The following is a 12,247-nucleotide window of genomic DNA, read 5'->3' as shown; positions in this document are numbered from 1 at the left end:
CGTAGGCTGGTGGCAATCGTGCCCGCGTCCGAACCGAACCTGAATGCATCGCTGTTCCTGTGCATCACGTTCTTCCCGAGCGACCGCATGGCGAGCGCGGTGCTGCGGCTCGTGTCCAGTTTCTGCGGGATGATCCTGGACGACGCGAATGTGAGCTCGCGGTTCTACATGGCCGCGCACGAGCTCGCCGAGAACATCACCAAGTATTCGACGGGCCCCAAGGTCAGCCTGGAGCTCGCGCTGGAGGAGGCCGAGAGCTCCTGTATCCTGAAGATCCGCGCGCGGAACGAGGCCTCCATCGATCGCCTACGCGAGGTGGAGAGGCGGCTGCTCGAGCTGAAGACGACGAGCGATCCGGTGAAGCACTACGACGAGCTTATCCATGAGACGGCGATGGTAGAAGGGGTGTCGGGGCTCGGCCTCGCGCGGGTGCGCGCGGAGGGCGGGCTCGACGTGGACTACAAGATCGAGGGCAACGAGCTGACGATCATCGCGCACGCGCCGGTTGGGAGATGGAGGGGAGATGAGCAGCTTGAGGGTTGAGTCCGTCGTCACGGACAGCTTCGGGATCGAGCCGGCCCTGAGGGAGGACACCCTCAGCGTCAAGCTCACCGGCACGGGCGACATGGCGGCGGCCGCGCCGCTCGGCTCCTATTGCAAGGCCCTCCAGGCGGAGGTGGTGCGCCTCTCCGTGAGCGCCGTGGAGTTCGACGTAAGGTCTCTTTACTTTCTGAACTCGAGCTGCCTGAAGGCGTTCATCAGCTTCATCTGCGGGCTCGCGGGCCTGGGGCTGAAGTGCAAGGTGCAGTTCCTCACGGACGCGAGGCTGGGCTGGCAGCGGCGGAGCCTGACGGCGCTCGAGCGCATGTCTCCCGAGCTGGTCTCCATCGCGGACGCCTGAAGCGAGGAGCGCGGGACCCGATGAAGAAGCGCCGGACGATCGCCCTCCTGATGGACTACGTACGAGGCGAGTACCAGTCCGAGGTGCGCTTCGGGGTCGAGCGCGCCGCCGAGGCGCACGACGTCAATCTCATCATCGCCTTCGGCGAGACGCTCGCCTGCCCCGGGGCCGCCAGCACGGCCCAGAACAGCATGTATCACCTCATCGGCGCGGAGACGGTCGACGGCATCCTCGTCGCCTCGACGACGCTCTGCCACCACGTCGGCATCGAGGGGATGAAGCGGTTCTGCCGGTCCTACGCGCCGCTGCCGATCTGCAGCCTCGGGATGGCGATCGACGGCATCCCGAGCCTCGTGGTCGACAACGGCCTCGGGCTCGATCTCTCGGTCGGACACCTCGTCGACGACCACGGGTGCCAGCGCGTCGCGTACATCGGCGGGCCGCCGAGCAACGAGGAGGCGGAGGTCCGCGCCGACGCCTACCGGCGGGCGCTCGCGGACCGCACGCTCCGCTTCGACGAGCGCCTCGTCGCGTTCGGCAGCTTCACGATCGAGACCGGGCGCGCCGCGATGCGGGAGATCATCGGGCGCGGGGTCGCGTTCGACGCCGTTGTCGCCGCCAACGACAACATGGCGCTCGGGGCCGTCGAGGAGCTCAAGGCGCACGGCCTGAGCGTCCCGAGGGACCTCCCCGTGTGCGGCTTCGACGACGCCGTGATCGCGCGCTTCGCGAAGCCGTCGCTGTCCACCATCCGCCAGCCCATCAAGCGCATCGGCGCGCGCGCCGTGGACTTGATCGTGCGCATGATCGAGGGCGAGCCGGTCCCCGAGTACAACCTGTTCCCGGTCGAGCTCACGCTGCGCGAGTCCTGCGGCTGCGGCTACCAGGTGGAGCCCGCGGGCGCGCCCCCGAGCAAGGCGTGGAGCGCGCCGCTCCCGTCCGCTCGCCAGCGGGACGATCTGGAGCGCCTGCTCGAGAAGAGCGTCGCGATCCCCGCCGGATCGCTCGACGGCTGGGCCGGCCTGCTCCTGTCGGCGCTGGAGGAGGAGCTCGAGGGGACCGAGGGCCGCTTCCTGCGCGCTGTCGAGTCGCTCCTCGACGCGGCGGGGCGCGAGGGCGCGATCCTCGAGCACTTCCAGGGCATGATCACGCTGCTCCGCGAGCAGTTCCGCCGGGGCCACGGGGCCCTCCGGGACGCGGTCCTCGACGAGGCGCTCGAGCGGATCTGGCACGCCTCGCGCATCGTCATCGGGAGCGCGTCCGTGCGCGCCGAGGGGCAGCAGCGGCTCAACGTGGAGCTCGCGTCGCTCTACCTGAGCTGGAGCGCTCGGAGCTTCTCGACCTGCCTGAGCCTGCCCATCCTGCGGCGCATGATGGCGTCGGAGCTGCCGCGGATGCAGTTCTCGCGGGTCGCGGTGTCGCTCTATGACACAGCGCACGACCCGCAGCGCACCACCATGAAGGCGCTCTTCCTGATGGAGGACGGGCGCGAGCTGGAGCCCCCGGCGGAGAGCTTCCCGGCGCGCCGCCTCGCGCCCGAAGGGTTCCTGGGAGGCCGGGAGCGCACGAGCATGATCGCGCTCCCCGTCGCGTTCGGCGACGAGGAGAAGTTCGGTGTCGCGGTGCTCAACAGCGGCGCGAACGAGATGGTCTATGACGCCCTCCGCCTCCAGATCGGCTCGGCGGTCAAGGCCGCGGCGCTGCACTGGGAGGTCGTGCGGCAGGTGGAGCTGCGCGAGCGGCTGGAGCAGGAGAAGGTCCGCCAGGAGAGCGTCGTCGCGGCGCGCATCCAGACGACGCTGGTGCCGGCGCAGCTCTCGGTCGAGGGCCTCGAGCTCTCCGCCGTCATGAAGCCGGCCGCGGAGGTCGGCGGCGATTATTACGACGTGCTCGCGACGGACGAGGGCGGCTGGCTCGGGATCGGCGACGTCGCGGGGCACGGGCTCGCGGCGGGGCTCGTGATGCTGATGATCCAGAGCATGATCTCGGCCCTCACGCGCAACGACCCGCGCGCCAGCCCCGGGGACATCCTCTCTGCGGTGAATGGGGCGGTGTACGAGAACGTCCGCGGTCGGCTGAAGCGGGACGAGCACGCGACGCTGCTCCTCTTGCGGTACGAGCGGAGCGGGCGGGTGACGTTCGCGGGGGCGCACGACGACATCATCGTGTGCCGCGCGCGCACCCGCCGCTGCGTGTGCATCGCGAGCTCGGGCGTCTGGATCGGTGCGCTGCCCGCCATTGACGCGATGACGCGAGACGCCGAGTTCGTCCTGGAGGACGGGGATGTCCTCGTGCTCTACAGCGACGGCGTGACGGAGGCGCGCAACGCGCACCATGAGCAGTTCGGCCTCGAGCGGCTGTGCTCAACCATCGAGTCCTCCCAGAGCGCGCCCGCCGAGGCGATCCGGGACCGGATCCTCGGCGAGGTCGAGGGCTGGTGCCCGAGCCCCGATGACGACATCACGGTGGTCGTGGCGAGGTACAGCGCGCCTCGAACACTGTGACTGTGGCAACTGTGGCCCGAGGCCGCCCGCTTTCCTACATGAGCGCTATCGCCGGTGTCAGCAGAAGGGATTGGATCCGGGTTGAGAACCACGTACGCTGCGCCAATCGTGTCAGTGTCCGAACCGAGTCCGAACGGGTCACTGTTTCTATGCATCTCGTTTCATCCGAGCGAGCGTATGGCCAACAGCGTGCTTCGGCTGGTGTCCAGCTTCTGCAGCATGGTGCTGGACGACGCCAACGTGAGCTCGCGGTTCTACATGGCCGCGCACGAGCTCGCCGAGAACATCATCAAGTACTCCTCGGGCCCCAAGGTCAGCCTCGAGCTCGCGCTGGAGGAGCGCGAGAGCTCCTGCGTCATGAAGATCTCCGCGCGGAACGAGGCGTCGCCGGAGCGGCTGCGCGAGGTGGAGAGGCGGCTCTTCGAGCTGAAGGCGGCGAGCGATCCTGTGAAGCACTATGACGAACTCATCTGTGAGACGGCGATGGTAGAAGGGGTGTCGGGGCTCGGCCTCGCGCGGGTGCGCGCGGAGGGCGGGCTCGACGTGGACTATACGATCCAGGGCAACGAGCTGACGATCATCGCGCACGCGCCGGTGGGGAGGTGGAGGGTCGATGAGCAGCTTAAGGGTTGAGCCCGTCGTCACGGACAGCTTCGGGATCGAGCCGGCCTTGAGGGAGGACACCCTCAGCGTCAAGCTCACCGGCACCGGCGACATGGCGGCTGTCGCGCCGCTCGGTCTGCTGCTCAAGGACCTCCACGCTGAGGCGGCGCGCCTCCGCGTGAGCGCCATCGCGTTCGACGTGAGGGCCCTTTACTTCCTGAACTCGAGCTGCCTGAAGGCGTTCATCAGCTTCATCGCCGGCCTCGCGAGCCAGGGGCCGAAGTGCAAGGTGGAGTTCCTCACCGACGCGAGGCTGGGCTGGCAGCGGCGGAGCCTGACGGCCATCGAGCGCATGTGTCCGGAGCTCGTCACCATCGCCGATACCTGACGCGAGAGCCGCGGGAGATGAGCGAGAAGCGCCGGACGATCGCCTTCCTGATGGACTTCGTCGGGGGAGACTACCAGTCCGAGGTGCGCTTCGGCATCGAGCGCGCCGCGGAGGCCCACGACGTCAATCTCGTGATCGCCTTCGGAGAGACGCTCGCGCTGCCCGGCGAGGGGGGGGCGGCCCAGAACAGCGTGTATCAGCTCATCGGCCCGGAGACGGTCGACGGCATCATCGTCGCGTCGGCGACCCTCTGCCATCACATCGGCATCGAGGGGATGCGCGAGTTCTTCCGGGCTTACGCGCCGCTGCCCGTCTTCAGCATCGGGATGGCGATCGACGGTATCCCGAGCCTCATCGTGAACAACGGCCTCGGGATCGAGCTCTCGGTCGGGCACATGCTCGACGTCCACGGGCGCCGGAGCATCGCGTACGTCGGCGGACCGGCCAACAACGAGGAGGCCAAGGCGCGCGCCGACGCCTACTGGGGGGCGCTCGCGGCGCGCGGCCTCCCGCTCGACGAGCGCCTCTTTGCGGCGGGCGCGTTCACGATCGACAGCGGCCGCGTGGCGATACGCGACATCCTGGACCGCGGGGTCGAGGTCGACGCCGTGGTCGCCGCCAACGACAAGATGGCCCTCGGCGTGATCGAGCTGCTCGCGGAGCGGGGGCTCCGCGTCCCGCAGGACATCCTCGTGTCCGGCTTCGACGACGCCTTCATCGCGCGCTTCTCGAAGCCGTCGCTCACCACCGTTCGTCAGCCCATGAAGCGGCTCGGGGCCCAGGCGATGGACACGATGATGCGCATGCTCGACGGCGAGGTCGTGGAGGACGTGGCGCTCCTCGACGTCGAGCTCACGTGCCGTGAGTCGTGCGGCTGCCGGGTCCAGGCGAGCGCCTCGCTCGCGCCGTCGGCCTCGGCGCCGCGCGACGGCGCGTCCCTGGTCGCGGCGCGGCGGGAGTCGCTGGAGACCGCGCTCAGGCGGAGCGTGGCCATCCCGACTGGCTCTCTCGATGGCTGGCCAGGCGAGCTCCTGTCGGCGCTGGAGGACGAGCTCGCGGGGCGGGAGGGCCGCTTCCGGCACGCGCTCGAGGCGCTCCTCGACGCGGCGGGGCGCGCGGGCGCGATCCTCGATCACTTCCAGGCCATGATCGATGTGCTCCGGGAGCGGCTCGGCCGGCCGCCGTCGGGCGGCGGGGGGGTCGCTCTCTACGATGCCCTCGAGCGGCTATGGCACGTGTCGCGTATGGTCATTTCGAGCGCGTCGATGCGGCTCGAGGGGGAGCGGCGGCTGACCGTGGAGCTCGCGGCGACGTACCTCAGCTGGAGCGCGCGGAGCTTCTCGACGTGCCTGAGCCTGCCCAGCCTGAAGCGCGTGCTCGCGTCGGAGCTGCCGGCCCTCGGGATATCGCGGGCCGTGGTGTCGCTGTATGACGACGCTCCCGAGGCGCAACGAGGTGTCATGAGGTCGCTCTTCCTGATGGAGGACGGCCGCGAGGTGGACCCGCCGGCGGCGAGCTTCCCGGCGCGGCGCCTCGCGCCCGACGGGTTCCTCGGAGGCCGGGAGCGCACGACCATGATCGCGCTCCCCGTCGCGTTCGGCGACGAGGAGAAGTTCGGTGTCGCGGTGTTCAGCAGCGGCGCGCACGAGCTGATCTACGACGCGCTCCGCCTCCAGATCGGCTCCGCGACCAAGGCCGCGGCGCTGCACCGGGAGATGGTCCGTCAGGTGGAGGCGCGCGAGCGGCTGGAGCAGGAGAGGGTCCGCCAGGAGAGCGTCGTCGCGGCGCGCATCCAGACGACGCTGGTCCCGGAGCGGCTGTCGGTCGCGGGGCTCTCGCTCTGCGCCCTCATGAAGCCGGCCGCCGAGGTGGGCGGCGACTACTACGACGTGCTCGCGACCGCCGACGGCGGCTGGCTCGGGATCGGCGACGTCGCGGGGCACGGGCTCGCGGCGGGGCTCGTGATGCTGATGATCCAGAGCATGGTCTCCGCGCTGACGCGCAGGGACCCGAGGGCGAGCCCCGCCAGGGTGATCTCGGCCATCAACGCGGCGCTGTACGAGAACGTGCGCGGCCGCCTGAAGCGGGACGAGCACGCGACGCTGCTCCTGCTCCGGTACGAGCGGAGCGGGCGGGTGACGTTCGCCGGGGCGCACGACGACATCCTCGTGTGCCGCGCGAGGACGCGCCGCTGCGTGTGCATCCCGAGCTCGGGGGTCTGGATCGGCGCGCTGCCATCCATCGACGACATGACGCGAGACGCCGAGTTCGTCCTGGAGGACGGCGACGTCCTCGTGCTCTACAGCGATGGAGTGACCGAGGCGCGCGACGCCCACCATGAGCAGTTCGGCCTCGAACGGCTCTGCACCACCATCGAGGCCGTCCAGACCGAATCCGTCGTGGTCATTCGTGACAGGATCCTGAACGAGGTCGAGGGGTGGTGCCCGAGCCCCGACGACGACATCACGATCGTCGTGGCGAGGTACCGCGCCCCCCGGCAGCCCTGACGCATCGGTCGAGGCGCGGCCGGCGCGCCCGTCGAAGCGGTGAGCGCGCGGTCGAGACGGACGCCGTGAACAGCGCGCTGGAGCGCTCGCGATCGTTCGCTCGCCTACATGGGCACACGGCCGACCAAGGGGGGATTGGATCCGGTGCAAGAATTACGTAGGCTGCGTGAACCGTGTTAGCTTCCGGACTGGGCCAGGACGCTTCACCGTTCTTGTGCATCACGTTTTTCCCTAGTGAACGGATGGCTAGCGCGGTGTTACGGCTGGTGTCCAGCTTCTGTGGGATGGTGCTGGACGATGAGAGTGAGAGCTCGCGGTTCTACATGGCCGCGCACGAGCTCGTCGAGAACCTCATCAAGTACTCGTCCGGCCCGGAGGTCAGCATCGAGCTGGCGCTGGAGGGGGGCGAGGGCGCGCGGGTCCTCGTGATCCGCGCGCGGAACGAGGCGTCGCCGGAGCGGCTGCGCGAGGTGGAGCGGCGGCTCTCCGCGCTGAGGTCGGCGAGCGATCCTGTGAAGCACTATGACGAACTCATCTGTGAGACGGCGATGGTAGAAGGGGTATCCGGGCTCGGCCTCGCGCGGGTGCGCGCGGAGGGCGGGCTCGACGTGGACTACACGATCGAGGGGAGCAGGCTGACGATCATCGCGCAGGCGCCGGTTGCGGGATGGAGGGGAGATGAGCGGTTTACGGGTTGAGCCTGTCGTCACGGACAGCTTCGGGATCGAGCCGACCCTGAGGGACGACACCCTCGGCGTCAAGCTCACCGGCACGGGCGACATGGCGGCGGCGGCGCCGCTCGGCCTTTGCCTCAAGGCCCTCCAGGGAGAGGTCATGCGCCTCTCCATCAGCGCGGTGCAGTTCGATATAAGGGCTCTTTACTTTCTCAACTCGAGCTGCCTGAAAGCGTTCATCAGCTTCATCTGCGGGCTCGCGGGCCAGGGGCTGAAGTGCAAGGTGCAGTTCCGCACGGACGCGCGGCTGGGATGGCAAAGACGGAGCCTGGCGGCGCTCGAGCGCATGTCTCCGGAGCTGGTCTCGATCGAGGACACCTGACCGGAGAGCCGCAGGACAAGATGAAGAAGCGCCGGACGATCGCCCTCGTGATGGACTATGTGCGCGGCGAGTACCAATCCGCGCTGCGGATCGGGGCCGAGCGCGCCGCCGAGGCGCACGACGTCAACCTCGTGATCGCCGTCGGGGAGACGCTCTCCGCCCACGGTCCCTCCGAGGCCGCCCAGAACAGCATCTACCGCCTCGTCAGCGCGGAGGCGGTCGACGGCATCGTGGTCGCGTCGGCGACGCTGTGCAATTTCGTCGGCGCCGAGGGGGTGCAGCGCTTCTGCCAGGACTACGCGCCGATGCCCCTGTGCAGCATCGGGATCCCGCTGGAGGGCATCCCGAGCATCCTCGTGGACAACGGCCTCGGGATCGAGATGGCGGCCGGCCACCTGCTCGACGATCACGCGTGCCGGCGCGTCGCGTACATCGGCGGGCCGGTCAACAACGAGGAGGCGAGGATCCGCGCCGACGCGTTCCGCAAGGCGCTCGCCGCGCGCGCGATCCCGTACGACGAGCGCCTCGTCGCGAGCGGCCAGTTCACGATCGACACGGGCCGCGCCGCGATGGCCGAGATCCTGGACCGCGGGGTCGAGATCGACGCCGTGGTCGCGGCGAACGACAACATGGCCCTCGGCGCGATCGAGCTCTTGAAGGCGCGGGGCCTCCACGTGCCGAGGGACATCCTTGTGTGCGGCTTCGACGACGTGGGCGTGGCGCGCTACGCGAAGCCGTCCTTGACGACGGTTCGCCAGCCGATCAAGCGGCTCGGGGAGATCGCGCTCGAGACGGTCGTGCGCATGCTCGACGGCGAGGCCGTCCCCGATCGGAACATGCAGCAGATCGAGCTCACGCGGCGCGAGTCCTGCGGCTGCGCGTACCAGGCGGTCGCGATGCGGCCGCTCACGAGCCCGCCGCGCCTCGGGGCGATGTCGCTCGGCGGCCGGCGCGACGAGCTGGAGCGCGCGCTCGAGCAGGCCGTGGGGATCCCGGCCGCGTCGCTCGACGGCTGGGCCGGCGGGCTCCTGTCGGCGCTGGAGGAGGAGCTCGAGGGCCACGAGGGGTGCTTCCTGCACGTGCTGGAGCGCGTCCTCGACACGGCCGGGCGCGAGGGGGTGTTCCTCGATCTGTTCCAGGGCGTGGTGACGCTCCTGCGCGCGCGGCTCCGGCGGCCGGTCGAGGAGGGGGGCGACGCCGCCGTGAACGAGGCCCTGGAGCGGCTGTGGCATGCGTGCCGCGTCCTCATCGGGAGCGCGTCCGTGCGCGTGGAGGGGCGGCAGCGCCTCGACGTGGAGGTCGCCTCGATCGACCTGAGCTGGAGCGGGCGGTGGTTCTCGACGTGCCTGAGCTTGCCCCTGTTCCAGCGCATGCTGGCCTCGGAGATGCCCAGGCTGCACTTCACGCGCGCCGCCGTCTCGCTCTACGACGACGCCCAGCGAGCCACCCTGAAGACGCTGTTCCTGATGGAGGACGGCCACGCGGTGACGCCGCCGACCGAGAGCTTCCCGTCGCGCTCCCTGGCCCCTCCCGGGTTCCTGAGCTCGAGCGAGCGCACGAGCGTCGTCGTGATGCCGCTCACGTTCGGTGACACGGAGTATTTCGGGGTGATGGCGCTGAACAGCGGCATGAACGAGATGGTCTACGACGCGCTGCGGCTCCAGATCGGCTCCGCGGTGAAGACGGTGGCGCTGCACCGGGAGATGGTGCGGCAGGTGGAGCTGCGCGAGCGGCTGGAGCAGGAGAGCGAGCGGCAGGAGACGGCGCTCGCGGCGCGCCTCCAGACGACGCTGGTGCCGGAGCAGCTGCACATCGAGGGGCTGGAGCTCTCCGCGGCCATGACGCCGGCGGCCGAGGTGGGCGGCGACTACTACGACGTCATCGCGACGCCCGGTGGGGGGTGGCTCGGGATCGGCGACGTCGCGGGGCACGGGCTCGCTGCGGGGCTCGTGATGCTGATGATCCAGAGCATGGTGTCGGCGCTGACGAGCAGGGACCCGGGCGCGAGCCCGAGCGAGCTGCTCGCGGCGCTCAACAAGGCGCTCTACAAGAACGTGCGCAGCCGCCTGAAGCGGGACGAGCACGCGACGCTGCTCCTGCTCCGGTACGAGCGGGGCGGGCGGGTGACGTTCGCCGGGGCGCACGACGACATCATCGTGTGCTCGGCGCGCACGCGGCGGTGCGTGTGCATCCCGAGCTCGGGCGTCTGGATCGGCGTGTTGCCCGTCATCGACGAGGTGACGCGGGACGCCCAGTTCGTCCTGGAGGACGGGGACGTGCTCGTGCTCTACAGCGACGGGGTGACGGAGTCGCGCAACGCGCACCGCGAGCAGTTCGGGCTGGAGCGGCTCTGCACCGCCATCGAGTCCGTGCAGACCGCGCCGGTCGAGGCGATCCGCGACAGGATCCTGAGGGAGGTCGAGGGGTGGTGCCCGAGCCCGGACGACGACATCACGGTCGTCGTGGCGCGGTACCGCGCGCCGGCGTAGCGCTCGAGGCTGCCCTTGCCGTCGCGTCGCCTCGGCATGGCGGCGCTCGATGACGCCGCTGTGGAGGAACGGAGACGTCCTGCCGTCGGCGGGGCTCTTACGGCGTGGGGCGCTGGACTGGCCTTGCGCGCGGTGCTGGACTCGACTCGTCGGCGCGCGGCGCGCCGCAGCGGACGCGAGGGTCCGCGCGCCGGAGCCCGGAGGAGATCGCGCCATGGTTTATCCCGACCTGCAGGTTGTCGAGCGCACCCTCGCCGCCGTCGAGGCGCTGCGGGCGAGCGCCATCGAGCACGAGCTGCGAAACCGGCACCTGGTCGATGCGGTGCACCCGAAGCACCGGGCGGGAGCGACGAACCTGCTGCATTACCTCGCTGTCCGGCAGCAGGACATCCGCGACCTGCAACGGCAGCTCGCCTCGCTCGGGCTGAGCTCGCTGGGGCGCCTGGAGCGCTGCGCGCTGGCCTCCCTCGACGCCGTGCGCGGGGCGCTCGACGCGCTCGCGCGGCGCCCCGAGGTGCGGCCGCCCGGCGAGTCGCCCACCACGTTCGCGTCGGGGGGCGCGCTGATCGAGGAGCACGCGCGGGCGCTGCTCGGGGAGGGGCGCCAGGGGCGAGCGACGCGGGTGATGGTGACGCTGCCCGGGGACGCGCGGAAGGGGGAGCTGAAGCGGCTGCTCGAGGGAGGGATGGACGTCGCGCGGATCAACTGCGCGAAGGAGGACGCGGGCGCGTGGGCCGGGCTCATCGAGCGGCTCCGGGAGGCGGGACGGGAGACCGGGGTACGGTGCAAGGTCCTCTGCGACATCGCCGGGCCCAACCCGCGCGTGAGCAAGATCGACGGGGATCCGGCGCGCGTCACGCTGCCCGAGCGGGGCGAGCGGCCCCGGCTCTGGCTCTGCAAGGACGTGAAGCGGGCACGCCCCTCGGCGGGCAGCACCGGCGCGGGGGAGGTGCTCGCGCTCGGGTGCACCATCCCGGAGATCGTCGACGACCTCCGGCCCGGGCACCGGGTGTTCTACGACGACGGGCGGCTCGGCGGCACGGTCAAGCTCGTGACCGGAGGCGCCGCGCTCGTGGAGGTGGATTTCGCGCGCCAGGGCTCCGTGAAGCTGAAGCCAGGAAAGGGCCTGAACTTTCCGGACACCGAGCTCGGGATCCCGTCGCTCACGCCGAAGGACCTCGAGGATCTCGACTTCATCGCGCGCCACGCGGACATGGTGGGGCTCTCGTTCGTTCGGTCTCCTTCCGATGTGGAGCGCCTCCAGGCGGAGCTCGCCGCGCGCGGGGCGGCTCAGCTCGGGATCGTCCTCAAGATCGAGACGACGCCTGCGTTCGCGCGGTTCCCGAGGCTCCTGCTCACGGCGATGCGCAGCGAGCAGGTGGGGGTGATGCTCGCGCGCGGCGATATGGCCGTCGAGATGGGGTTCATGCGGCTGGCGGAGGTCCAGGAGGAGCTCCTGTGGCTCTGCGAGGCGGGGCTGGTCCCCGCGATCTGGGCGACGCAGGTGCTCGAGAGCCTGAACAAGACCGGCGTGCCGACCCGCGGGGAGGTGACGGACGCGGCGATGAGCTCGCGCGCGGAGTGCGTGATGCTCAACCAGGGAGAGAACATCGTCGCGACGGTCGCGTTCGTGGTCGACGTCCTCCGCCGGATGCACGAGCACCAGGACAAGAAGCGGGCGCTCATGCGATCGCTCGGGGTCTCACGCCTCGACTGAGGCGACCCAACCCCGGTTGACCCAACCCCGGTCGGTCGACCCGTTGGACCAAGCCGCTTCGACCCCAACCCGACCCGGGTTG

The 12,247-nt window shown here is 70.3% G+C and carries 10 protein-coding genes; all 10 read left to right on the top strand.

All coding sequences use genetic code 11. The features are described from left to right. Positions 1-9: 9 nt before the first annotated feature. The 10 genes from WMF11_RS29500 (at position 10) to WMF11_RS29455 (ending at position 12,165) form a co-directional block, all read left to right on the top strand. Positions 10-543 carry a hypothetical protein gene (locus WMF11_RS29500; protein ID WP_437541863.1) on the top strand — a complete coding sequence of 178 codons (534 nt, stop codon included), beginning with the start codon at positions 10-12 and terminating at the stop codon, positions 541-543. Next, positions 524-901 (top strand): hypothetical protein, encoded by a 378-nt coding sequence (locus WMF11_RS29495; RefSeq protein ID WP_437902582.1) that lies wholly within the window; start codon positions 524-526, stop codon positions 899-901. The genes WMF11_RS29500 and WMF11_RS29495 overlap by 20 nt, the downstream gene beginning before the upstream one ends. Positions 902-921: 20 nt before the next feature. Beyond that, positions 922-3,405 carry a SpoIIE family protein phosphatase gene (locus WMF11_RS29490; protein ID WP_437973065.1) on the top strand — a complete coding sequence of 828 codons (2,484 nt, stop codon included), beginning with the start codon at positions 922-924 and terminating at the stop codon, positions 3,403-3,405. Between the two features lie 177 nt (positions 3,406-3,582). Beyond that, complete coding sequence (locus WMF11_RS29485; protein WP_437293108.1) at positions 3,583-4,038, top strand: hypothetical protein; 456 nt, start codon at positions 3,583-3,585, stop codon at positions 4,036-4,038. Continuing rightward, on the top strand, positions 4,019-4,396 hold the full coding sequence (locus WMF11_RS29480; protein ID WP_437973064.1) for a hypothetical protein: 378 nt from the start codon (positions 4,019-4,021) through the stop codon (positions 4,394-4,396). The genes WMF11_RS29485 and WMF11_RS29480 overlap by 20 nt, the downstream gene beginning before the upstream one ends. 17 nt (positions 4,397-4,413) lie before the next feature. After that, positions 4,414-6,903, top strand: a complete 2,490-nt coding sequence (locus tag WMF11_RS29475) for a SpoIIE family protein phosphatase (protein WP_437902579.1) — start codon at positions 4,414-4,416, stop codon at positions 6,901-6,903. A gap of 242 nt (positions 6,904-7,145) precedes the next feature. Next, complete coding sequence (locus WMF11_RS29470) at positions 7,146-7,601, top strand: hypothetical protein (RefSeq protein ID WP_012237831.1); 456 nt, start codon at positions 7,146-7,148, stop codon at positions 7,599-7,601. Further along, positions 7,582-7,959 (top strand): hypothetical protein, encoded by a 378-nt coding sequence (locus tag WMF11_RS29465; protein ID WP_437293104.1) that lies wholly within the window; start codon positions 7,582-7,584, stop codon positions 7,957-7,959. Before WMF11_RS29470 ends, WMF11_RS29465 begins: the two co-directional genes overlap by 20 nt. 20 nt (positions 7,960-7,979) lie before the next feature. After that, positions 7,980-10,448, top strand: a complete 2,469-nt coding sequence (locus tag WMF11_RS29460; protein ID WP_437973063.1) for a SpoIIE family protein phosphatase — start codon at positions 7,980-7,982, stop codon at positions 10,446-10,448. Positions 10,449-10,662: 214 nt separating this feature from the next. Further along, complete coding sequence (locus WMF11_RS29455) at positions 10,663-12,165, top strand: pyruvate kinase (protein ID WP_437973062.1); 1,503 nt, start codon at positions 10,663-10,665, stop codon at positions 12,163-12,165. Positions 12,166-12,247: the final 82 nt, after the last annotated feature.

It is taken from the genome of Sorangium sp. So ce295 (assembly GCF_051527405.1).
Lineage (GTDB): Bacteria > Myxococcota_A > Polyangia > Polyangiales > Polyangiaceae > Sorangium > Sorangium cellulosum_B.
This window is presented reverse-complemented; position numbering and strand designations above follow the sequence as displayed.

Excerpts from the sequence above, each read along its gene's own strand:
- WMF11_RS29495 (WP_437902582.1), top strand. The coding sequence starts at position 524 with ATGAGCAGCTTGAGGGTTGAGTCCGTCGTCACGGACAGCTTCGGGATC.
- WMF11_RS29490 (WP_437973065.1), top strand. The coding sequence starts at position 922 with ATGAAGAAGCGCCGGACGATCGCCCTCCTGATGGACTACGTACGAGGC.
- WMF11_RS29485 (WP_437293108.1), top strand. The coding sequence starts at position 3,583 with ATGGCCAACAGCGTGCTTCGGCTGGTGTCCAGCTTCTGCAGCATGGTG.
- WMF11_RS29480 (WP_437973064.1), top strand. The coding sequence starts at position 4,019 with ATGAGCAGCTTAAGGGTTGAGCCCGTCGTCACGGACAGCTTCGGGATC.
- WMF11_RS29475 (WP_437902579.1), top strand. The coding sequence starts at position 4,414 with ATGAGCGAGAAGCGCCGGACGATCGCCTTCCTGATGGACTTCGTCGGG.
- WMF11_RS29470 (WP_012237831.1), top strand. The coding sequence starts at position 7,146 with ATGGCTAGCGCGGTGTTACGGCTGGTGTCCAGCTTCTGTGGGATGGTG.
- WMF11_RS29465 (WP_437293104.1), top strand. The coding sequence starts at position 7,582 with ATGAGCGGTTTACGGGTTGAGCCTGTCGTCACGGACAGCTTCGGGATC.
- WMF11_RS29460 (WP_437973063.1), top strand. The coding sequence starts at position 7,980 with ATGAAGAAGCGCCGGACGATCGCCCTCGTGATGGACTATGTGCGCGGC.
- WMF11_RS29455 (WP_437973062.1), top strand. The coding sequence starts at position 10,663 with ATGGTTTATCCCGACCTGCAGGTTGTCGAGCGCACCCTCGCCGCCGTC.